This window comes from Acidimicrobiales bacterium, from assembly GCA_041394265.1.
Taxonomy (GTDB): domain Bacteria; phylum Actinomycetota; class Acidimicrobiia; order Acidimicrobiales; family SZUA-35; genus JBBQUN01.
In genome coordinates, this window is the sequence record JAWKIO010000005.1 from 4884101 (window position 1) to 4905449 (window position 21349).

The window sequence follows — 21349 nt, forward strand, 5'->3', positions numbered from 1 at the left end:
ACACACCTGACGTGGCAATCGCCACACGCCGAACGACGTGGGCAGCATTGCTGTCCCGTGTCGATTCGACAGGGTGCGTGACGCCAGTCACAATTCTGCACCATCATTGCGAGTCACGACACTGAGGACCCGGGGGACGATGAATCAGGCAAGCCAGAACGGCGAACGGCTTCATGCCACGACGGCCAGCGATGTACTCCTCGCCGTCTCGGACCTGCGCACCCACTTCGCCACGCCGGCCGGTTTGGTGAAGGCGGTCGACGGTGTGAGCTTCGACCTCAAGCGAGGTACCACCCTCGGGGTGGTCGGCGAGTCCGGTTCGGGCAAGACGGTGCTCGCTCGCTCGATCATGCGACTGAACATTGCGTCGAACGTCCTCTCGTCGGGCTCGGTGCTCTACGAGGGTCAGGACCTGATGACCAAGTCCAACGCCCAGATGCGCGACCTGTGGGGCATCGAGATGGCCATGGTCTTCCAGGATCCGATGACCTCGCTCAACCCGGTCGTGAAGGTCGGACGCCAGGTCACCGAGCACCTGCGCTACCACCTCGGTGTCTCGAAGGATGAGGCCCGCCAGACCGCCGTCGAACTCCTCCGCAGCGTGCGCATCCCCGAACCCGAGGAACGGTTCGACGTTTATCCTCACCAGCTTTCGGGCGGTATGCGTCAACGCGTGTCGATCGCCATTGCCCTGGCCTGTGGCCCGAAGCTGCTCTTCGCCGACGAGCCCACCACCGCTCTCGACGTCACGGTGCAGCACCAGATCCTCAACCTGCTACGTCAGCAACAGCGTGAGCGGTTCATGTCGATGATCCTCGTCACCCACGATCTCGGCGTCGTCGCCGGCCGGGCCGACGAGATCATGGTGATGTACGCCGGCAAGCCGGTCGAGAAGGCCACCACCAAGAACCTCTTCGCCGACATGAAGCACCCGTACACCCAGGGGTTGCTCAACTCGATCCCGAAGGTGTCCAACCCCAAGCACACTCGGCTGCAGGCCATCACCGGTCGCCCGCCCGATCTCATCAACCCACCCAAGGGTTGCTCGTTCTCACCACGCTGCCCCTACGCCCAACCGAAGTGCTTCGAGGAGGAGCCATCGTTGACGCCCGCCTCGACCCCTGACCACTCGTTCGCGTGCTGGTTCCCCGTTGGCACGCCCGAGTCCGCTGCGGCCTTCGAGTCCAACCTCGCCGCCGGGAATCCCGTCACGCTCGCCGCCGCCGGACGAGCGATGGCCACCGAAGAGATGGCCCTCTGATGGCGGGTTCGGGTAAGGCGCACCTGCGCCCCGAAGGCGAGGCGCTGCTGCGAGTCGAAGACCTCACGGTCGAGTTCCCTGCCGGGCGCGGCGCGGTCGTTCACGCCGTCAGCGGCATCAGCTTCGACATCGCACCGGGCGAGACCCTCGGGCTCGTGGGGGAGTCCGGATGTGGCAAGTCGACCACCGGTCGGGCGATTCTCCAGCTGCCGGTCCCCACCGGCGGCTCGGTCAAGCTCGACGGCAAGGAGCTCACCGCCCTCAAGGGTGAGGCGCTGCGGGAGATGCGCACCAATCTCCAGATGATCTTCCAGGATCCGATCTCTTCGCTCAACCCTCGTCGCACGATCGGCGACGTCGTCGCCGAGCCGCTCAACGTGTGGGGGCCGGCCGACGACGCCAAGCAGAAGCAACTGGTCGATACCATGCTCGACGCCGTGGGGATCGACCCCGACGTCGCTCGGCCGAAGTATCCGCACGAGTTCTCCGGCGGTCAGTGCCAGCGCATCTCGATCGCCCGCTCGCTCGTGCTCGAGCCCCAACTGATCATCTGCGACGAACCGGTCTCGGCACTCGACGTGTCGGTGCAGGCCCAGATCCTCAACATGCTCGAAGACCTGAAGGCCCGCTACGGCCTCACCCTGGTCTTCATCGCCCACGACCTCGCCGTCGTCAAGAACATCAGCGACCGAGTCGCCGTGATGTACCTCGGCAAGATGTGCGAGGTGTCCGAGTCCGACGAGCTCTATGCCAACCCGGCACATCCGTACACCCAGCTGCTGTTGAGCTCGGCGCCCATTCCCGACCCGATGATCGTCCTCGACGAAGAGGTACTGGTCGACGAGGGCCTGCCATCACCGATCAACCCGCCCTCGGGTTGCCGATTCCGCACCCGGTGCCCGTATGCAGACGAGGTCTGCTCGAGCACCGAGCCACAGATGCGTCGCGTTGGCGACGACCATTTCGTGGCGTGCCACCATCCTCTGATTCCCGTTCAGGAGTCAGAGCTCACGATCACACCATGAAGGGACAACGACCGCTCGCGCGGTCGGGCATGAGTGACCGTGTCCAACGGGCGGGCCAGATCGGCCCGCACCAAACCGAAGTAGGGGAGATACCTGAATGAAATGGCATGAGTTGAAGAAGCTCATCGCTGTCGTGTTCGCACTCTCGATCGTGGCCGCCGCCTGCGGTGGCAGCGGGAGCGACAGTGCGGGCGGGGACAGCGAGGGCGCCGGGGACACCAGCGCGACGACGGCCGCACCGCAAGCGGGCGACGAAGCCGAGGGCGACGTCGATACCGAGGTCGAGGAACGAACCGACGCACCCGACTACGGCGGCACCGTCAGCATCGGCCTGGAAGCCGAGGCCACCGGTCTGCGGCCGTGGGAAGATGCGTGCTCGTCGCCCTGCTACAACATGATGATCAGCATCTACGACAAGCTGACCGAGCAGGCGTCCGACGGTTCCATCCAGCCGTACCTCGCCGAGTCGATCACGCCGAACGCCGACTTCACCGAATACGTGATGACCCTGCGTCCGGGCGTCACCTTCCACAACGGCACCGAGCTCACCGCCCAGACCATCGCCGACATGTTCCCCCTCCAGCAGGAAGGCGCCGCTGCCGCCGGATCGCTCGGCTCGTCGAAACTGATCGGCGTCGAAGCCACCGGTGATCTCGAGGTGACCTACACGCTGAGCGGGTCGAACTCGGCCTTCCCGTCGTACCTGTCGCGTGCACCGCTGGGCATGGTCTTCGACCCGGCCGCAGCAGCTGCCGACCCCGAGGGTTACAGCACCGCACCGATCGGCACCGGCCCGTTCGTGATCGAAAAGCGTGACCTCGACAACGAAACCGTGGTCGTCCGCAACGACAACTACTGGATGTCGGATGCCGATGGCAACCAGCTGCCGTACCTCGACTCGATCGTGTTCAAGCCGATTCCCGACGAAGGCACCCGTCTCGACGCCCTCACCTCGGGCACGAACAACGCGATGCAGACCCTTCGCCAGGGCACCATTCGTGACGCCCGGGCCGTCGGCGACTCGATCGTGCTCTTCGAGCACCAGGGTTCCAACACCGGTGGCGGCATGTTCAACGTGGCCGTCGCTCCCTACGACGACCTCCGGGTTCGTAAGGGCCTCACGCTCATGAACGACCAGGCCGGCGTGATCGAAGCGCTCGGCGGCACCGGCATCTCGCTGCCTTCCACCCAGTGGTTCAGCGCCGACAGCCCGTGGTGGAGCCAGAAGGCCGCCGACGCTTGGCCGCAGTTCGACTTCGAGGCCGGCAAGGCCATGGTGCAGGAGTACGTCGACGATCCAGAGCGCTCCGACGGCAAGGCCGCCGGTGAGCCGATCGACGTCGAGTTGTCGTGCCAGCCGGATCCGACCCTGATCGCCGCCATGCAGGTGCTCGAGCAGGTGTGGACCGGGTCGGAATTGGTGAACGTCACGCTCACCAACTTCGATCAGCAGACCCACATCAACAACGCCCTCGGCGCCGACAACGGCTTCATCGGCGTCCACGGTGCCCACTGCTGGCGCTGGAGCTCCGAGGACGATCCGTCGATCTCGCTGAACCCGTTCCTGGCGCCGTACAGCGCCGAGAACGCAGCCGAGAATGGTCTCGACGGCATCGTGTCACCGTCGAACTTCGCCAACTGGTTCAGCCCCGAAGCCTTCCAGCTGGCCCAAGAGGCGATTGCCACCGACGACTTCGAGACCCGCAAGGGGCTCTACGAGCAGATCAACCTGATCATCGGCGAGGAACAGCCGATCTGGTACTCGGGTTCGACTGCCACCGCCATTGGCGTCACTCCCGACATCCGAGGCCTCAACAGCTGGACCCTGCCCAGCGGTGACCTCGGTATCGGGCATCCCTCGGCCGAAGGCCGCTGGACCCAGGTGTACATGAACACCAAGTAATCCCAATTCCGGGTGGGGCGGGGCCGCAGCGCCTCGCCCCACCCGCCCTCGTTCCCACCACGTTGCCCCACCTCGGGCAGGAGGACCCCCGACAATGCTCAAGCTGATCGCCTGGAGACTCGTGCGGTTGCTCGCCACGCTCCTCGCCGTGTCGATCATCACCTTCGGCATGACCAAGCTCCTGCCCGGTGATCCGGTCAACGCCATCCTCGGGGTCGACAACCTCCAGGATCCGGAACTCGTCGAGCAGATTCGCGAGGAGCTGCACCTCAACGACCCGCTCCCGGTGCAGTACGCCCGGTGGCTCGGCAACGCCGTGCAAGGTGATCTCGGCCGGTCCTACATCACCGATCAGCCGGTCATGACCACGATCAAGGAACGCATCCCGGTCACGGCCCAACTCGCCTTCATGGCGGTGATCATCGCCGTGCTGCTCGCCGTGCCCATTGGGGTGCTCGGCGCCTACAAGCAGGGGAAGAAGGCCGACCAGATCAGCTCAGCCGGCGTGCAGGTCGCACTGTCGGTGCCGAACTTCATCACCGGCATCTTCCTGACCTATTTGTTCTCCATCAAGCTCGGTTGGTTTCCGAACTCGAGCTGGAAACGGCTGAGCGAGGCCGGACTGATCGACAACCTGAAGTCAGCGATCCTGCCGTCCGTTGCGCTCGCCTCAACCCAGATGGCGATCTTCTCCCGCCTCGTGCGTTCCGACATGATCGCCACCCTGCAGGAGAATTTCGTGCTCTCCGCCCGAGCCAAGGGCCTCAAGGACCGCTACATCCTGCTCCGCCATGCCTTACGACCGAGTTCGCTGAGCCTCGTCACGATCGTCGGCATCAACTTCGGTGCGCTCCTCGGCGGCACCGTCGTGATCGAGTTCCTCTTCGCCATCCCCGGGTTGGGCGGACGACTCCTGAACGCCATCAGCCAGCGTGACATCATGGTGATCCAGGGGATCACGGTGTTCGTGGCTGCGGTCTATGTCATCATCAACACCCTTGTCGACCTGCTCTACGCCGTCGTCGATCCGCGAATCCGAAAGGGCTGAGTGCCATGACCATCGCCGAAGGCACCACCACCGCCGAAGATCTCATCGTCTTCGCCGAGGCCGACCAACCGCCTCCTGGAAACGAACCGAAGGGCCGCGAATCGGCCCTTTCGATCTTCCGGTCGATGCCGATCGTGGTCAAGCTGGCCGCGATCTGGCTGATCCTCATCGTCGTCGGTGCACTCTATGCCAAGCTCGACGGCCTCCTCGACGACGCATTGCCGTTGAAGGATCCGTTGCTCCAGAACAACATCTTCAATCCGAAGACCGGCCAGCGGGGCACAGGGTCGCCGATCGAGAACCCCAGCGGCAATCATTGGTTGGGCACCGACGTGCTCGCCCGTGACAGCTTCTCCCGCATCGTTCACGGGGCCTGGGTATCGATGATCGTCGCCACCGTGTCGGCCGTCGTCGGTGTCTGCGTCGGCGGCTTCCTCGGCTCGCTGGTCGGCTTCGTCCGGGGTCGCACCGAAACCATCGTGATGGCTTTCATCGACGTGATCCTCGCCTTCCCCGCCCTCATCCTCCTGCTCGCCATGGTGTCGATCTTCGAGGTCCGCAACCTCTACGTGATCGCCGGCGTCATCGGCTTCCTGTCGATTCCGGCCTACACCCGTGTGGCCCGGGCCAATTCCCTCGCCATCTCCAATCGCGAGTTCGTGCTCGCCGCTCGAGCGATCGGCACCAAGCCCCGCACGATCCTGTTCAAAGAGATCATTCCCAACGTCTTCCCGACGCTGCTCTCCTACGCGCTGGTGGCCGCGGCCTTCGTGATCGTGGTCGAGGGTTCGCTGTCGTTCCTCGGCCTGAGCGTGTCACCACCCACGCCTACCTGGGGCAACATGATCAACGAGGCCCGACGCGACATCAAGGTGTCGATTCTGCCGGTGCTATGGCCCTCGCTCGCGCTGACCCTGACAGTCTTGTCGCTCAACCAGGTCGGCGACTGGTTCCAGAAGCGGCGTGCGGTGCGTTCCTCCGCTCTGTAGATCAGGGGTTCTGGAGTAGGTCGATAAGGCTGCTCGTATCCCACCGGTTGCCGCCTCGGGCCTGGACTCGGGCGTAGAACTGATCGACCAGGGCTGCCACCGGCAGGCTGGCGCCTCGGGCATTGCCCTCGTCGAGGGCAATGCCAAGATCCTTGCGCATCCAATCGACGGCGAAGCCGAAGTCGAACGACCCCTCGACCATCGTGGTGCCGCGGTTGTCCATCTGCCACGATCCCGCGGCTCCCTTCGAGATCGTGGCCAGCACCCGGTCGGTATCGAGCCCGGCCAGCATCGCCAGGTGGAGACCTTCGGAGAGTCCCTGCAGCGTGCCGGCGATCGCGATCTGGTTGACCATCTTCGTGAGCTGGCCACTGCCGACGGGCCCGATGAGCGTGGCGTTGATGGCGTACGTCTCGAGCAGGGGAGCGACGGATTCGAACGTCTCGGCCTCACCACCGCACATGACGGTGAGCCGACCGTTCTCGGCGCCGGCTTGCCCTCCTGACACCGGACCGTCGACGAAACCCACGCCCCGGGCGACGCAGGCGTCGCCGAGTTCACGAGCCAGTGCGGCCGATGCCGTGGTGTGATCGATCAGCACGCTGCCGTTGGCCATCGCATCGAGCGCTCCGTCGTCGCCGTAGACGACCGACCGAACGTCGTCGTCGTTGCCGACGATCGTGATGACCACCTCGGCGCCCTCGGCTGCGTTCGCCGGGGTGGCCGCCAGTGCGCCGCCGTACTGTTCGACCCATGCGTCAGCCTTCGAGGAGGTCCGGTTGTACACCGTGACCTCGTGCCCGGCCTGCTGGAGATGCCCGGCCATGGGAAACCCCATGACACCCAGTCCGATGAATCCGATGCGCATGCCGATGTCTCCTCACAGATCGTGCGGCGACGCCCGCGATCGGTTGCGGACGCTGCCCCTCCTGGCAGGATAGGAAGCAATGTCGTCGCGTCGTAGCCAGATCGCACCGTTTCACGTGATGGAAGTGATGCGTCAGGCACAGGAACACGAGTCGGCAGGCAACGAGGTCCTGCACCTCGAGGTCGGCCAACCCGGCACGCCGGCGCCGGCGGGCGCCCGAGCCGCGGCGATCGCCGCCATCGGCACCGCCACGCTCGGCTACACCGCCGCCCTCGGAACACCGGAGCTACGTGCTCGCATCGCTCGCTGGTACGACGAACGACACCAGCTCGCCGTCGATCCCGGCTGCGTCGTCGTGACCACCGGGGCGTCGGGCAGCTGCGTCCTGGCGTTCCTCGCCCTGTGGGACCCCGGCGATCGGGTCGCCGTGATCGAGCCGGGATATCCGTGCTACCGAAACGATCTCGAAGCCCTCGGCATCGATGTCGTCGGGCTCCCCGTCGACATCGCCGACCAGTGCAAACCGACCATCGAACAACTCGACGCGCTCCTCCCGCTCGACGGCCTGGTGCTCGCCAGCCCGAGCAACCCGACGGGCACCGTGCTCGCCGACCACGAGCTGCAAGCGCTCGCCCGCTGGGCCGACGTCAACGAGGTCCGCCTCGTCGTCGACGAGATCTATCACGGCATCACCTTCGACCGCCCCGCCACCACCGCCCTTGCCCACAGCGCGAACGTGGTCGTCTTCAACAGCTTCTCGAAGTACTTCTCCATGACCGGCTGGCGCCTCGGCTGGATCGTGGCCCCGCTCGACCTCATCGCCCCCCTCGAGCGGCTGGCGCAGAACCTGAGTATCTGTGCGCCGAGCGTGTCGCAGGTGGCCGGGCTTGCGGCGTTCGACGACCTCGCCGAACTCGATGCCAACGTCGCCGTCTATGCCGAGAACCGGCGCATCATGCTCGAGGGGTTGGCCAACGCCGGCTTCGATGAGCTCGCGCCGGCCGACGGTGCCTTCTATGTGTGGGCCAGTATCCGACACCTTGGCATGGACGCCGTCGACCTGTGCCAACAGTGGCTCCGCGAACTCGACATCGCCGTCACCCCCGGGATCGACTTCGATCCCAGACGCGGCCACGATTTCGTGCGATTCTCATACGCCGGTTCGACCGCCCACATCACCGAGGCCATGCACCGTCTGGGTCGCTGGCACGCAGCACGAGAAGAGTCAGCGTCATGAACCAACCACGACTGGTCAAGGATCAACCCAAGCGCCCCGGTCCATCGACGCCGACGCTGTTGCGTCGCGGGGCGACCATGGCGTGCCCGGCGTGTGGCGAACGAAAGGGGTTGTTCCGGCGATGGACCAAGATGGCCGATGCCTGCCCCAATTGCGGGCTCGTCTTCGGTCGGTTCGAAGGCCAGTGGATCGGCGCCATCGGGATCAACACGATCGCCAGCTTCTTCATCTTGATGGTGTTCGTCGGGGTGGCCACGGCGCTGTCGTTCCCCAACCCGAACGCCAAGGCACTCATCATCATGTCGGTGATCGTGGCCGTGACGATGCCGCTCCTGCTCTTCCCGTTCAGTCGAACGTTCTGGATGGGGATGGACCTCATGATGACCCCGCTCGAACCGCACGAGGTCGACTGGACCAAGGTCGAGCCCGCCATCGCCGACGACATGAAGCGGCGGGCAGCCGAGATCGAACGCGAGCGGGCCGAGGCGGAAGCGGCACTCCAACGAACGACCGAAGGTGAGCAGTGACAACCGAGACCTACGACCTGATCATCGTCGGAAGCGGCTCGGGGAACTCCATCCCCGAGTATCTCGACGGCTGGAAGATCGCCATCGTGGAGCGCGACGTCTTCGGTGGGACCTGCCTGAACCGTGGCTGCATCCCCTCGAAGATGTTCGTCCTGCCGGCCGACGTCGCCGAGACGGTTCGCCACGCCCAGCGGCTCGGCATCAATGCCAGCGTGGCGAACATCGACTGGGTGGGCATCCGCGACCGGGTGTTCGGCCTCATCGACCCGATCGCCGCCGGGGGAGAGGTGTACCGCGCTACCGGCTCCGAACACATCACGCTGCTGCGTGGCACGGCGCGCTTCATCGGCGACAAGACGTTCAACGTGGCCGGGCCCGATGGGTCCAACCAGACCATCACTGCGCCGAAGGTGCTGCTCGCCGCCGGCGCTCGACCGATGATCCCGGCCATCCCCGGACTGGCCGACGTTCGCTACCACACGTCCGACTCGATCATGCGGCTCGACCACTTCCCACCACGGCTCGGCATCATCGGTGGCGGCTTCATCGCCGTCGAGATGGGGCACGTGTTCAGCGGGCTCGGCTCCGACGTCCATGTGTTCAACCGCTCGACGAGGCTCCTCCGCCACCACGACGCCGAGATCTCCGACCGATTCACGCAAGTGTTCTCCGAGCGAGTCACCTTCCACGCCGGGTGCATCCCCGACCGCATCGAGCACGCCGACCACACGATCCTCGTGCATGCCGACGGGCACACCCACGAGTTCGACGAGCTGCTCGTCGCGACGGGGCGGGTCCCCAACAGCGACCTCCTCGACGCTGCCGCCGGCGGGCTCGAGCTGCACGACGATGGTCGGGTGGTGGTCGACGAGACGATGGCGACGCCGGTCGAGGGTGTCTGGGCGGTGGGTGATCTTGCGAACTCCTACCAGCTGAAGCACTTGGCGAATGCCGAGGCCAAGGTCGCCTTCTGGAACCTTGCGCATCCTGACGACCTCCGCTCGACCAACTATGCGGCCGTGCCGTCGGCGGTCTTCAGTGATCCGCAGGTGGCAACGGTCGGCTACTCGGAGTCCGAAGCGACCATGTTGGGCATCGACTATGCGGTCGGGCGCCGTGACTATGGCGGCACCGCCTATGGCTGGGCGCTGATCGACGAGACGTCGTTCGCGAAGGTCCTGGTCAGCCGGTCCACCGGTCTGGTCATCGGCGCCCACATCATCGGGCCGCAAGCCGCCACACTGATCCAGCCGCTCATCCAGGCCATGCAGTTCGGGCTGCCGGCCGAGCGCATGGCCCGCGAGATGTACTACATCCACCCGGCTCTTACCGAAGTGGTCGAAAACGCCCTGCTCGATGCCCTCGAGTGAGTGAACTTGCTGCTCATGACGGGCCAAAACCGCCGATACAGTCGAGGTAGAGAGGAGCACCGTTGCCCGCTGACGCCGATGCCGAACAGATTGCCGAAGTCCTGAGGTACGCCCCGGGCGCCTGCGTGGTGCTCGAGAACGGTGTGATTCGAGGGGCGAACGCCGAGGCGGTCGACACCACGGGCATTCCTCGCAAGCGGCTGGTCGGCTCGCCACTGTCCGAGCTGATCATCCCCGAGACCCAGGTACCGGTGGCCGACTTCCTTTCCTCGGCTCGTCCCGAGGTCCACGCCATGCCGGTCCGCCTGGCGGCCGGGATGATGCCGCTCGAGTTGTCCGCACGCCGCATCAACGACGCCGTCATCGTCGTCGGACTCCGTCGCATGGAACTCGAGCACCAGCTCTCGGCCATCGCCGGCGGAGACCTCACCCACGACCAGATCACCGGGCTGCCGAACCGCTTCCACCTGCTCGAACAGCTGCACCACCGCCTCACCACCCAGTCGCCCCAGCCCCTGGCGGTAATTGCGCTGTGGATCGATGACCTGCCCAACCTCGCCGCCGAGCGGGGCCAACGGGTGGTCGAGCGGGTCTCGCGTCAGGTCGGCGAACGAGTGCAGGCCCGCCTGCGCGGCCCCGATCTGCTCGGTCGATTCGACGACGCGGCGTTTCTCGCCCTCCTCACCACCGATTCGCCGCCCGAACAGCTGCGAGAGATCGCCGAGCGACTTCGCGACGAGGTGGTCTTCCCGGTCGAATTCGACGGCAGCCTGATCAGCTTCACCGCCAGCGTGATGGTCGGCATGATCGGAACGAATCGGCCGACCATCGACAAGATCCAGTCCCGGCTCGAGGTCGTTGGCCGCCTCACCGCCACCGGTGACGGCAATCGCACCGAGATGGTGACCTTCTGACGCTTGCGGCGACCTGATCGGGCGTGCACGCTGTGCGGTGTGCCCGACAGATCCTCACCGCTCCATATCGGCATCGTGGGCTGCGGCCTCATCGGCCGCTTCCACGCGCGTTCCCTCCAGCCCGTCGCTGATCGCGCCCGGGTCACGACCGTCTTCGATCTCGACATGGTTCGAGCCACCGAGTTCGCCGACGAGTTCGGGGCCGAGGTGGCGCCGTCGCTCGACGCGCTGATCGCCGACGTCGACGCCGTCTACGTCTGCACCTGGACCGCGGCCCACCGCTCGATCGTCGAACAGGCCGTGGAAGCAGGACGGCCGGTGTTCTGCGAGAAACCACTCGATGTGGGCTTGGCCGAGGCACGGTCGCTGACCGAACTCGTGCTGGGAGCCGAGGTGACGAACCAGGTCGGGCTGGTGCTTCGACGGTCTCCGGCGATGCGTTGGGTCGCCCAGCGCCTGGCATCGGGAGTCGACGGTGGCGTCATGAGCATCGTGTTTCGCGATGACCAGTACTTCCCGACGCAGGGTACGTACGCCTCCACGTGGAGAGGCGACCGGTCGCTCGCCGGGTCCGGGGCGCTCCTCGAGCACTCGATCCATGACCTCGACCTGCTCGACTGGTGGATCGGCCCCATCACGAGTGTGGCGGCGATGACGGCGCACCACCACAGGATCGACGGCATCGAGGATCAGGCCACGGTGCTCCTGCGGGGCGAGGGCGACGCCGTGGCCACCCTGAGTTCGACGTGGCACGACGTGCTTTCGAGGCCAAGCCAGCGCCGAATCGAGATCTTCTGTCGACGAGCCACGATCACCGTGGAGGGGGAGTGGACGGGGCCGGTTCGGTGGGAGAGCGAGACCGACTCGGGTGTCCTCGAAGGCGCCGAGCTGGTGGCGTCGGTCCGATCCGACGGGCACACACAGAACCCCGACCGCGAGTTCGTCGATGCCGTCATCGCCGGCACGTCGGCGCACCCTGATGTGGCGGTGGCGCTGCGAGCCCATGTGCTCGCTGATGCGGCCTACCGATCGGCCGCCGACGGCGGGGCCGCAGTCACGGTGTCGTAGCCGGCCTCAAAGATCGCGGGCGGCATCGATCAGCGGGGTGAACCGGTCGAGGTCGGCCAGCACCTCGTCGCGCGGGCCCTGGCTCAGGCCCAGGACCGCACGGGTGATGCCCTGCGCCGCCAACTTCTCGAGCGATTCGGCGTCGGGCTTGGCGCCGAAGACACCGAGGGACACCGAGGCGGGATCACGCCCGATGTCCTCACACGCCGCCCGGACGGCGTCGATCCCGCTCGACAGGTCATAGCGCCCGCCGATCGGCATCCAGCCATCACAGAACTCCGCGATGTGCGCTGCGGTCTTCGGGCCGGCGCTGCCACCCAGGATCACCGGCGGATGTGGAGTCTGGACCGGCTTGGGCCACGCCCAGCTGGCGTCGAACGAGATGTGGTCGCCGTGGAAGGCGGCCTCGTCGTTGGTCCAGAGTTCCTTCATCGCCAGGACCGACTCACGAAGCCGGGCTCGGCGATCGGTGTAGGCCACGCCGTGATGCGCCAGCTCCTCCTTGTTCCAGCCGTAGCCGATGCCCAACATGAAGCGACCATTCGACAGCCGATCGAGCGACGCCACCTCTTTGGCCAACCACAGTGGGTCGCGCTGGGCGACGAGGGTGATGCCCGTCGCCACCTTCAGGTTCGTCGTGGTGGCGGCAACGGCGGCGAGCGCCACGAACTGGTCGTAGGACCGCCAGTAGTGATCGGGGAGTGGGGGAGCACCGTCACGCCCTCCCCACGGCGTGGTCCGGGCCACGGGAATGTGGCTGTGCTCGGGAAACCACAAGGATTCGAAGCCCCGCTCATCGGCCTCACGACCGAGTTCGACGGGGTCGATCGTTTGATCGGTCGGGAAGATCATCAGGCCAAGGTCCATGGGTGGCAACTTAGCTCAGTGCCGCCACTCGGGCGGCCGTGAGAGAATCTCACCGTGCGTGATGGAACACAACAGGGAGCGGTGACCCCTGACGTCGATCGCCAGCCGGCCTGGGGCCGGCGGCGATCGACACGGCGACCCATCACCCCGACCTCGCCCTCGGGGCCGCTGTCGGCCGGCGGTCTGGTCGTCGGCGTGGCAGTGGCACTCGCCGGGCTCATGGGAGCGACGGGATCGGTCGTCGATCGAACGATCGACGACAACACGACCGTCTTCTCCGATGCCACCACGGTGGCAGCTCCCTTCGTGCCGAGCGATCCGTCGGCGGACTTCGGCCGCATGCTCCTCCCGGTGGATGCCGGCATCATCGCGGTGGGCAGCGAAGGCGTGAACGGTGCGACGGCCACCGTGGTCCTCATCGGCGCCGAAGGGCCTCCCGCCAGCGCCGACGTCGTCTTCGCCGAGCAGACCATCGCTGCGTCGGGCAGCACGCTCGTGGTGGTTGACGACGGCCGACTTCGTGTAGCGTCGATCGGTACTGATGGCCTGCTCACCGAGATCGCGAGCCACGAGCGGACCGACGGCGCGGCCTTTGCCGACGTGGCCGCGCTCGGCGGCGCGACGCTTGCGGTCCTGAGGGACTCCGCCGGTGACGAGGCAGGATTCGTCGACGTGTTCGACCTCAATGGCGGCGTCCAGCCCGTGGTGGCACTCGCGCCCGAACTCGAGCGGGTGTCGATCGCCGTCGACACCTCTGGCGACCTCGTTGCCGTCAGTGGGGTGCGGTCACAAGCCGCCACCGGTGAGGTGCAGTTCTTCCGACGATCGGGCGATGCCTGGCTCGTCGACGCTCGCTTCGACGGCATCGGTGGCGGCGCGGTGGTCGCCTCGTCGACGGTGCCCGGCGAGTTCCTCGTGCAGCGGAACGGCTTCTTCACCCGGCCGAGCGGGGTCTGGACCCGCATCGGCCCCGACGCCGGCGGTCGATTGCAAACCGATCCCGAGTGGTCGGTCCAGGCCTCCAGCGCGGCGAGCGACGGCACCCTGGTCGCGTTCGGCCTGCCCGGCGACGAGCGCACCATGACGTTTTCGATCGAGTTGGCCGACGAAGCCGCAGGCGGCGGCAGCACCGCAGTCGTCGACCTGCGCCACGCCCAGACGATCCAGGCCCCGATCCCGGTACCGGCCGACGGAAGCCCGGCTCGCCGCCGGCCCCCTCCTTCACAGTTCGGGACCGCGGTCGCCTTCGTCCAGGGGCGCCTGGTTGTTGCCGGACCCGGGCTCGAGATCGATGGTGTCCGTGACGAGGGTGCCATCTTCGTGTTCGAGGCGACCGTGGGTCCGGCCGGCTGCACGATCACCGGTACCGACGGCGACGACACCCTCAACGGCACCACCGACGACGACGTGATCTGTGGCCTCGGAGGCAACGATCTGATCCGGGGCAATCTCGGCTTCGATCGAATCTACGGGGGACCGGGCGACGACGATCTGAGCGGCGATGCCGCTGACGATCTGCTCGTCGGTGGCGCCGGCAACGACCGACTGGCCGGCGGCGCAGGGGCCGATGCCCTCTACGGCGGCGACGGCAACGATCGGCTCTACGGTGGAGCGGGCAACGACCATCTCGACGGTGGCGACGGGCGTGACCCGTGCTACGGCGGCGCCGACATCGACACGTTCAACGCCTGCTGAACGACCGTCACGGAGCGCGCGGCGCCCCGCAATGCGCACTCAGCGATGGGTGATGGCGTGGGCGACATGGGGATTGCCGCCCAGCCCATTTGCCAATTGGCTCGTCAGCTCGTGGGCCATGATGTCCCACATTCGGTCGATCAGCTCGGCCGTCATGATCAGATCGGCATTCACACCGAGCGCCGACTCTCGGCGCAGCCGGTCGGCCAGCGATCGCAGTGCGATCAGCGACGCCGCCGACGCCAGATCGAGTGGTGCTGCGCCGGCGGCGCGAGCGGCACGCACCCGTGGCTCGGTGTCCTCGATCACGCTCGCCACGATCAGCTCCACCAAACCCTCGTAATGGGCACGGTCGGCTCGTGGCGCTCGAATCAGCAGCGTCTGGGTGGCACTGCGTCCGGCCTGACGAGTGAGGCGAGCCATCTGCGCCTGAATGCTGATCACCCAGGCCTGTCGGCGGCTCCATTGCGCTCTGGGCGGTGGTTGCGGCGATGTCGGTGTTGCGAGGTGCGAGCGACTGCCGAGCGTGAGGTCGTACCGCTGCCGAGCGTCGGGGTCGGACAGGATGCGCCACGCCTCGTTCAGCTTGGCCATGGCGAGACCGCCGTCGTCGAGCCCGGCCACATCCGGATGGAGCTGACGGGCCAACTGTCGATACGCCTGACGGAGCTCGTCGGGCGTACAGGCCGACGGCACGCCGAACAGGTCGTAGAGCGTGACCACGCCGGTTGCCGCGCCCGCTCGGTCGGCGTGTGCTCCGGCTCGACTCATGGCGCCAGTGTGGCCGATGGACTCGGCGTTGTGTCGCCGCCGAGTCGAATCGCCCCGCTTCATTTCTGTGATCGTGCGGCCGAAGGAAGTGCATGGCCGTGGTCGAGACGCCGACGATCGCCGAGCAGGCGAACAGCCGCTGGCCCGAGATCGTGCGCTTCGTGCTGCTCGTGATGGCGTGGGGCATCGCCATCGGCGCTGCGCTGGCACCCATCGTGTACCTCCTACGCCGCATCGGCGTCGGCTGAGGACAAACTGGGGCCATGACGAGTCTCCCCACCTTGCTCCACATCGCCACGCCCGACACCTGGGCCGAGGCACAGCGGGTGGGGGAGTATCGAGCCGACTCGTTGATCTCCGAGGGATTCATCCACCTGTCGACTCCCGAGCAGGTCCTGATCCCGGCCAACGAGCGGTACGCCGGGCGGACCGATCTCGTCCTCCTGGTGATCGACGGCTCGAAGCTGTCCGCCGACCTGGTCTTCGAGGACTCCTACGGCAGCGGCATCGAGTTCCCCCACGTGTACGGCCCGATCGATCTCGCCGCCGTCACCGACATCGTCGACTTCCCGTCGAACGATGACGGCACCTTCGACCTCCCCGCCTCCCTCCACTGATCGAGCATTCGACGCCGACCTGACCACCCGAACTCTCGGCTGTCGAGCTCACCCCCGGCGAACTCTCGGCCGGGCAGCCCACTTCCGGGCTCAGGAGCCGAGAGATGGGGCAGCGGACCCACGTCCGGCGGATCGAACGAACTACAGAATCTGAGCCGTCTGGCTCACGTTGGCCACACCGCAGCCGAAGGTTCCGGAGTACCCGTCCCCGCCGAGGTCCTCCATGTTCGCTGCCGTCCGGGCATCACTCGTTCGTCGCTTGTTCGTCAACACGCTTGCACTCACGCTGGCCGTCACCGCATTGGTGGTCGGCTCGCCCACCGCAGCCACCGCAACCTCACCGGCACCAACGGCCGCGGCCGACGGTGACGTCTGCATCGGGGCGACGCCTCCCAGTGACCTCTACGTCACCAGTACCAAGCGGGCGTCGGTCTATCGCCTCTACTGCGCAGCATTTCTCCGGCTGCCCGATACGAGCGGGCTCGACTACTGGACGGGGGAAGTGTTGGCGCATCGGCTCGATGTAGCCGGCATGGCGGATGCCTTCATCAGCTCGGCCGAGTTCGTCCAGCGCTACGGCGCCGTCGACGATCGTGGCTTCCTCGACCTTGTCTATCGCAACGTGCTCGGGCGACCGTCCGACGACGTCGGCTACCGCTACTGGGCGACCCAGCTGGCGCGCCGAGACTTCGACCGTGGCGACCTGTTGATCTCGTTCTCCGAGTCCGCCGAGTTCACGACGGCAACCGGAACCGCAAGCGCGGCCGCGGCCGGCGACCGGGCCTTCCTTCGGTCCGGCATGTCCGCACGGGCCGCAGCGGATGCCGAGCTGGCACGCGGTACCTACGTGGCAACGCAGTGCCAGGCCGACCAGTTCGGCGGGAACGTGCGTTGGGTGCGCAGCACCTGGAACCTGACCTGGTGCGTCCGCACCGACCCCAACTGGCCGGCATCGACGACCGATGCGGTCTACGTCCACGAGGCCTTCCACGCTCGGATCTCGCTGTTGTATGTCCATCGTGACGCGTTGACCACCGCACAACGGGCCGAGGTCGAACGGGTCGTGAACGACAAGGCGGCCAATGAGGGGCTGGCCGACCTGTGGACCATGCGTCTCGTACCCGGGTACGGGGGAGCACCACAGTACGCCAACGACCTGTTCACCAACGCCATCTGGGAGGAGCTGTTCGCTCGCTACCCGCTGGGTGGCGATCTCCCCGGGTGAGCCGCTCGCCGGCGAGCGCCGTCCGAGATCAGGCCAGGAACAACCGATACGCCGGGTGCTCGGTTTCCTCCCAGTACCGGTAGCCGAGTTGGTCGAGGAACCGATCGAACTCGCCGGCATCGGCGTCAGGCACCTGCATGCCCACCAGGACTCGACCGACGTCGGACCCGTGGTTGCGGTAGTGGAACAGCGAGATGTTCCAGTCCGGGGCCATGCTCGACAGGAAGGTGCTCAGGGCACCAGGGCGTTCAGGGAACTCGAAGCGGTACAGACGCTCGTCGTTGGCGAGAGGGGAGTGGCCGCCCACCAGATGCCGCAGGTGCAGCTTCGCCAGCTCGTCGTCGGTGAGATCGAGCGCTTCGAGACCGGCCGTCCGGAACGACTCGGCGATCGAACGCGCCTGCGCCCGGCTCGACACTTGGAGGCCGACGAACACATACGCTTCGTCGGCGTCGGCGATGCGGTAGTTGAACTCGGTGACGGCGCGCCCCTCGTCGAGGATCTCGATGAACCGCCGGAAGCTCCCCCTCGTCTCGGGAATCGTGACCGCGAAGACCGCCTCGCGATGCTCGCCGATCTCGGCCCGCTCCGACACGAAGCGCAACCGGTCGAAGTTCATGTTGGCACCGCTGGCCACGGCGATGAGCGTCTCACCGCTGACGCCGGTCCGCTCCGTGTACGCCTTCACTCCGGCGATGGCCAGGGCGCCGGACGGCTCGAGAATGGCGCGGGTGTCGGTGAAGACGTCCTTGATCGCCGCGCAGATCTGGTCGGTATCGACTCGGATGACCTCGTCGACACATCCAGAGGCGACACGGAACGTCTCCTCGCCGACCAACTTCACGGCCGTGCCATCGGCGAAGAGCCCCACGGTGTCGAGTTCGACCCGGGCCCGGTGCTCGAGCGATTGCGCCATGGCGTCGGAGTCGTCGGATTGCACACCGATCACACGGATGCCAGGCCGCAGCGCCTTCAGGTAGCTGCCGATGCCCGAGATCAGCCCGCCTCCTCCGATCGGCACGAACACGGCGTGGATCGGCTCGGGATGCTGGCGCAGGATCTCCATACCGATCGTTCCCTGGCCGGCGATCACGTCGGGATCGTCGAACGGGTGTACGAACGTGAGCGATCGTTGCGCCATCAGTTCGACGGCGAGGCCGTAGCTGTCGGAGTACGACTCACCGTGGAGGACCACCTCGGCCCCGCGAGCCCGCACGGCGTCGACCTTGACCTCGGGGGTGGTGATCGGCATCACGATGACCGCCGAACAGCCGAGTTCCTGGGCGGCCATTGCTACGCCCTGTGCATGGTTCCCGGCCGACGCCGCGATCACCCCGAAGCCGCGTTGGGCAGGGGAGAGGTTCGCCATCTTGTTGTAGGCACCGCGAATCTTGAACGAGAACACCGGCAGGAGGTCTTCGCGTTTGAGCATGACCCGGTTGCCGAGCCGGGTGGAGAGCACGGGTGCATCGTCGAGCGGCGACTCATCGATGACCTCGTAGACCTTCGAGGTCAGGATGCGCTTGAGATACCCGGCTTCGTCGGCGTCGGACAGCGGTACTCGTTCGATCTCCACCTGGTCACGCTAACGGGCCATCGCCCGCGGTGGCTCAATGGTGTGACGTGACCACCGAACGCTCACCGGTCAATCCTGCGAGCGACGCGGCGTTGGTGTTCATGTCCTGTGCTGTGTGGACGAGGCGCCCGACGATGCCGGTCGTCGACGAGGCATCGGAGGCGACGTCGTGGATGCACGCGGCGATCTGATCCGTCGTGTTCGACGCGGTCGCCATCGTGCCTTCGAGGTCGTGCACCGAGAGCGACTGCTGATCGGCAGCGACCCGGATGACGGTCTGGGCATCGGCGATCTGGGCGATGGTCTCGGAGATGCCGGCGATGGCGCCGACGACGTCACGAGTGTCGGTATGGATGGTCGAGACGAGGTCAGCGATCTCGGTCGTCGCGGCCGTCGTCTGCTTGGCCAGTTCCTTCACCTCACCAGCGACCACGGCGAATCCCTTGCCGGCCTCACCGGCTCGGGCCGCCTCGATTGTGGCATTGAGCGCCAGGAGGTTGGTCTGCTCGGCAATGGTCGAGATCAGCACCAGCACATTGGCGATCTCCGCCGACGAGGTATCGAGGCGCTGGATGGTCGTCGTTGCCACCTTGGCCTGGTCGGATGCGGTGTCGATGATCGTGTCCGAGCTCGCCACCGACGCTGCGATCTGATCGGCCGATCCGCCGAGCTGCAGGATCGACGCCGACGCATTGCGGATCGTCGTGCCCATCAGGTCGGCCCGCTGCACCGCCATCGCCGTCCGGTCGACGGACCCGGTGGCCGAGGACTCGAGCACCGAGCAGACATCGTCGAGTTCGGTACCCGCCAACCGCAGTTGTGCGAAGACCTGGCCGATCCGTCGGTCGACCTTGGTGCCATAGACCCACGACAGCCCGAGGACGAGCAAGGCAACGAACGCGGCGCCGGCGACAACGATGATCTGGAGCGACCGCCCGGCATCGTGTGCTTGCGACGCCACGAGTTCCGAGTGGGCACGGGCCGCAATGGCGAGATTGGCAGCGGCCATGTCGGCCTCGTCGACCGCAGCGAGCAGTTCGGGACTGGAGATGGTCGCCAGCACCTCGAGCGGGGCGTCGCCACCATTCGACAGGGTCTCGGCGTAGGGCCGGAGCCGATCCGTGGCCGCCGTCAGGTTCGCTGCTGCGGTACGAACCTCCTCGCTGTTCGACTCGGCCGCGATCTCGACGATGCGCGTCGCATGGGTGAGTTCATCGGTCAGGCCACCGACCACTGCGGCCGACCCTTCGTCGGCGGTCGCCTGGTCGGTGGCACGAATCAGGCCAAGGACGCCGCCATACACCTGGACCTTGGCGACCTGGAACTGTTCCATCTCGGCGAGCACCTCGGCCGCCTGGTTCATCTGTTCACCGCGCTCGATCGACGCCGACGCTCGTTGCACGACGATCGACACCAGCCCACCGAGCAGGGCGATGAACGTGCAAGCGGCAATGACGATGGATCGGCGCATACGGGGCTTCCTCTGGCTTGGAGATCAACTCGATCCACCAACGCCAGCGGGCAGGCGCGTCAGATCGGTGTCACCAGCTTCGGAGCCCCGCCACCGCGCTATGAGCCCTCGCGTGCGCTCGATGACCCGGTAGACGTCTCAGTCGGCGAGCGAGTCGAGCATGTCGTCGTCGGGCACGTCGCTGTCATCGAGCGGATCGGTGCCCAACTTGACCTCGGCATAGTCGGACACGCCATCGCCGTCGGTGTCGACCTCCCACGGATCGGTCTTCAGATCGATCTCGTAGCCATCGCCGAGCCCGTCGCCGTCGCTGTCGGCCGACTTCGGGTTCAGACCGTACTGGTCCTCGAAGTCATCGGACAGGCCGTCGCCATCGCTGTCGACCGGAACGGTCGGCGCCGGGGGAGTGCTACTCCCCGTCCCGAAGCCGCCATCACCGTCGACGACATCGCCAGTTCCGGTTTGGTACGAGTCCTCGATTTGGCTGTCACCATTGCCGACGTTGACATTCCCGGTGTTGAAGGAATCAGCGACTTGCGTGTCACCATCGCCGGTCAACGGCGGAGGTGTGTCGTTGGCGTCGTTGGGGTCGGTGCGGCGCAGCACCGCCTCGTACCAGTCGTTGGCGCCGTCACCATCAGAGTCGGCGTTCAGCGGGTCGGTTCCGTAGTCGAACTCCTCGCTGTCGATCAGACCGTCGTCGTCGGTGTCGACGTTGTGCGGATCGGTGCCGATCGTCGCCTCGACGATGTCGTCCAAACCATCGCCGTCGGAATCGGGAAAGTCGATCGGTTCGGCGTACTGCACCTCGACCGCATCCATGGCCGGCACGCCGCTGCCCTGACCCTTGCCCGACAGGTTCGTCACCTTGTCACTCATCGCATCCCTCCAGACGTGAGTTCGTTGTGGCACTGGAC

At 66.4% G+C, this 21349-nt stretch carries 20 protein-coding genes; 14 read left to right on the forward strand and 6 right to left on the reverse strand.

The genetic code is table 11. The features are described 5' to 3' along the window. Positions 1-139 precede the first annotated feature (139 nt). From R2733_23365 to R2733_23385, 5 genes are all read left to right on the forward strand, one after another. Positions 140-1261: an ABC transporter ATP-binding protein gene (locus R2733_23365; GenBank protein ID MEZ5379459.1), complete on the forward strand. Its 1122-nt coding sequence runs from the start codon at positions 140-142 to the stop codon at positions 1259-1261. Beyond that, positions 1261-2286, forward strand: a complete 1026-nt coding sequence (locus tag R2733_23370; protein ID MEZ5379460.1) for an ATP-binding cassette domain-containing protein — start codon at positions 1261-1263, stop codon at positions 2284-2286. The genes R2733_23365 and R2733_23370 overlap by 1 nt, the downstream gene beginning before the upstream one ends. 97 nt (positions 2287-2383) lie before the next feature. Then, positions 2384-4189: an ABC transporter substrate-binding protein gene (locus R2733_23375; protein MEZ5379461.1), complete on the forward strand. Its 1806-nt coding sequence runs from the start codon at positions 2384-2386 to the stop codon at positions 4187-4189. 94 nt (positions 4190-4283) lie between these two features. Further along, complete coding sequence (locus R2733_23380) at positions 4284-5237, forward strand: ABC transporter permease (GenBank protein MEZ5379462.1); 954 nt, start codon at positions 4284-4286, stop codon at positions 5235-5237. A 5-nt stretch (positions 5238-5242) separates the two neighbouring features. Beyond that, positions 5243-6226: an ABC transporter permease gene (locus R2733_23385; GenBank protein MEZ5379463.1), complete on the forward strand. Its 984-nt coding sequence runs from the start codon at positions 5243-5245 to the stop codon at positions 6224-6226. 1 nt (position 6227) lies between these two features. Here the strand turns inward: R2733_23385 and R2733_23390 are convergent, their stop codons facing one another. After that, positions 6228-7094: an NAD(P)-dependent oxidoreductase gene (locus tag R2733_23390; protein MEZ5379464.1), complete on the reverse strand. Its 867-nt coding sequence runs from the start codon at positions 7092-7094 to the stop codon at positions 6228-6230. A 79-nt stretch (positions 7095-7173) separates the two neighbouring features. On the opposite strand from R2733_23390, the gene R2733_23395 reads away from it, so the two are divergent. The 5 genes from R2733_23395 (at position 7174) to R2733_23415 (ending at position 12210) form a co-directional block, all read left to right on the forward strand. Then, positions 7174-8331 carry an aminotransferase class I/II-fold pyridoxal phosphate-dependent enzyme gene (locus tag R2733_23395; protein ID MEZ5379465.1) on the forward strand — a complete coding sequence of 386 codons (1158 nt, stop codon included), beginning with the start codon at positions 7174-7176 and terminating at the stop codon, positions 8329-8331. Further along, positions 8328-8858: a DUF983 domain-containing protein gene (locus R2733_23400; protein ID MEZ5379466.1), complete on the forward strand. Its 531-nt coding sequence runs from the start codon at positions 8328-8330 to the stop codon at positions 8856-8858. The genes R2733_23395 and R2733_23400 overlap by 4 nt, the downstream gene beginning before the upstream one ends. Beyond that, positions 8855-10228, forward strand: coding sequence for a mycothione reductase (locus tag R2733_23405; protein ID MEZ5379467.1), 1374 nt, complete (start codon positions 8855-8857; stop codon positions 10226-10228). The genes R2733_23400 and R2733_23405 overlap by 4 nt, the downstream gene beginning before the upstream one ends. A gap of 62 nt (positions 10229-10290) precedes the next feature. Then, positions 10291-11142 carry a diguanylate cyclase gene (locus R2733_23410; protein MEZ5379468.1) on the forward strand — a complete coding sequence of 284 codons (852 nt, stop codon included), beginning with the start codon at positions 10291-10293 and terminating at the stop codon, positions 11140-11142. Between the two features lie 39 nt (positions 11143-11181). Then, a complete protein-coding gene (locus tag R2733_23415) occupies positions 11182-12210 on the forward strand; it encodes a Gfo/Idh/MocA family oxidoreductase (GenBank protein ID MEZ5379469.1) in 1029 nt (342 codons plus the stop codon). 6 nt (positions 12211-12216) lie between these two features. Here the strand turns inward: R2733_23415 and R2733_23420 are convergent, their stop codons facing one another. Continuing rightward, positions 12217-13077, reverse strand: coding sequence for a TIGR03619 family F420-dependent LLM class oxidoreductase (locus tag R2733_23420; protein ID MEZ5379470.1), 861 nt, complete (start codon positions 13075-13077; stop codon positions 12217-12219). A 54-nt stretch (positions 13078-13131) separates the two neighbouring features. Here R2733_23420 and R2733_23425 point away from each other — a divergent pair, with 54 nt between their 5' ends. Next, positions 13132-14772: a calcium-binding protein gene (locus R2733_23425; GenBank protein MEZ5379471.1), complete on the forward strand. Its 1641-nt coding sequence runs from the start codon at positions 13132-13134 to the stop codon at positions 14770-14772. A gap of 39 nt (positions 14773-14811) precedes the next feature. Here the strand turns inward: R2733_23425 and R2733_23430 are convergent, their stop codons facing one another. After that, complete coding sequence (locus R2733_23430; protein ID MEZ5379472.1) at positions 14812-15543, reverse strand: J domain-containing protein; 732 nt, start codon at positions 15541-15543, stop codon at positions 14812-14814. Positions 15544-15635: 92 nt separating this feature from the next. Here R2733_23430 and R2733_23435 point away from each other — a divergent pair, with 92 nt between their 5' ends. From R2733_23435 to R2733_23445, 3 genes are all read left to right on the forward strand, one after another. After that, the gene (locus tag R2733_23435; GenBank protein ID MEZ5379473.1) at positions 15636-15791 is read left to right on the forward strand and encodes a hypothetical protein; all 156 of its coding nucleotides are present in this window, start codon (positions 15636-15638) and stop codon (positions 15789-15791) included. Between the two features lie 15 nt (positions 15792-15806). After that, positions 15807-16160: a DUF952 domain-containing protein gene (locus tag R2733_23440; protein MEZ5379474.1), complete on the forward strand. Its 354-nt coding sequence runs from the start codon at positions 15807-15809 to the stop codon at positions 16158-16160. A gap of 223 nt (positions 16161-16383) precedes the next feature. Continuing rightward, positions 16384-17385, forward strand: a complete 1002-nt coding sequence (locus tag R2733_23445) for a DUF4214 domain-containing protein (GenBank protein ID MEZ5379475.1) — start codon at positions 16384-16386, stop codon at positions 17383-17385. Positions 17386-17413: 28 nt separating this feature from the next. On the opposite strand, the gene ilvA is transcribed toward R2733_23445, so the two are convergent. From ilvA to R2733_23460, 3 genes are all read right to left on the reverse strand, one after another. Next, positions 17414-18961, reverse strand: a complete 1548-nt coding sequence (gene ilvA, locus R2733_23450; GenBank protein ID MEZ5379476.1) for a threonine ammonia-lyase, biosynthetic — start codon at positions 18959-18961, stop codon at positions 17414-17416. Between the two features lie 34 nt (positions 18962-18995). Continuing rightward, positions 18996-20432, reverse strand: a complete 1437-nt coding sequence (locus R2733_23455) for a methyl-accepting chemotaxis protein (GenBank protein MEZ5379477.1) — start codon at positions 20430-20432, stop codon at positions 18996-18998. A gap of 138 nt (positions 20433-20570) precedes the next feature. Then, a complete protein-coding gene (locus R2733_23460; GenBank protein ID MEZ5379478.1) occupies positions 20571-21311 on the reverse strand; it encodes a hypothetical protein in 741 nt (246 codons plus the stop codon). Positions 21312-21349: the final 38 nt, after the last annotated feature.

Coding starts and splice junctions, on each gene's coding strand:
- R2733_23455 (MEZ5379477.1), bottom strand. CDS start 20,432: ATGCGCCGATCCATCGTCATTGCCGCTTGCACGTTCATCGCCCTGCTC.
- R2733_23375 (MEZ5379461.1), top strand. CDS start 2,384: ATGAAATGGCATGAGTTGAAGAAGCTCATCGCTGTCGTGTTCGCACTC.
- R2733_23420 (MEZ5379470.1), bottom strand. CDS start 13,077: ATGGACCTTGGCCTGATGATCTTCCCGACCGATCAAACGATCGACCCC.
- R2733_23385 (MEZ5379463.1), top strand. CDS start 5,243: ATGACCATCGCCGAAGGCACCACCACCGCCGAAGATCTCATCGTCTTC.
- R2733_23400 (MEZ5379466.1), top strand. CDS start 8,328: ATGAACCAACCACGACTGGTCAAGGATCAACCCAAGCGCCCCGGTCCA.
- R2733_23460 (MEZ5379478.1), bottom strand. CDS start 21,311: ATGAGTGACAAGGTGACGAACCTGTCGGGCAAGGGTCAGGGCAGCGGC.
- R2733_23435 (MEZ5379473.1), top strand. CDS start 15,636: ATGGCCGTGGTCGAGACGCCGACGATCGCCGAGCAGGCGAACAGCCGC.
- R2733_23370 (MEZ5379460.1), top strand. CDS start 1,261: ATGGCGGGTTCGGGTAAGGCGCACCTGCGCCCCGAAGGCGAGGCGCTG.
- R2733_23395 (MEZ5379465.1), top strand. CDS start 7,174: ATGTCGTCGCGTCGTAGCCAGATCGCACCGTTTCACGTGATGGAAGTG.
- R2733_23365 (MEZ5379459.1), top strand. CDS start 140: ATGAATCAGGCAAGCCAGAACGGCGAACGGCTTCATGCCACGACGGCC.
- R2733_23440 (MEZ5379474.1), top strand. CDS start 15,807: ATGACGAGTCTCCCCACCTTGCTCCACATCGCCACGCCCGACACCTGG.
- R2733_23430 (MEZ5379472.1), bottom strand. CDS start 15,543: ATGAGTCGAGCCGGAGCACACGCCGACCGAGCGGGCGCGGCAACCGGC.
- R2733_23390 (MEZ5379464.1), bottom strand. CDS start 7,094: ATGCGCATCGGATTCATCGGACTGGGTGTCATGGGGTTTCCCATGGCC.
- R2733_23380 (MEZ5379462.1), top strand. CDS start 4,284: ATGCTCAAGCTGATCGCCTGGAGACTCGTGCGGTTGCTCGCCACGCTC.
- R2733_23445 (MEZ5379475.1), top strand. CDS start 16,384: ATGTTCGCTGCCGTCCGGGCATCACTCGTTCGTCGCTTGTTCGTCAAC.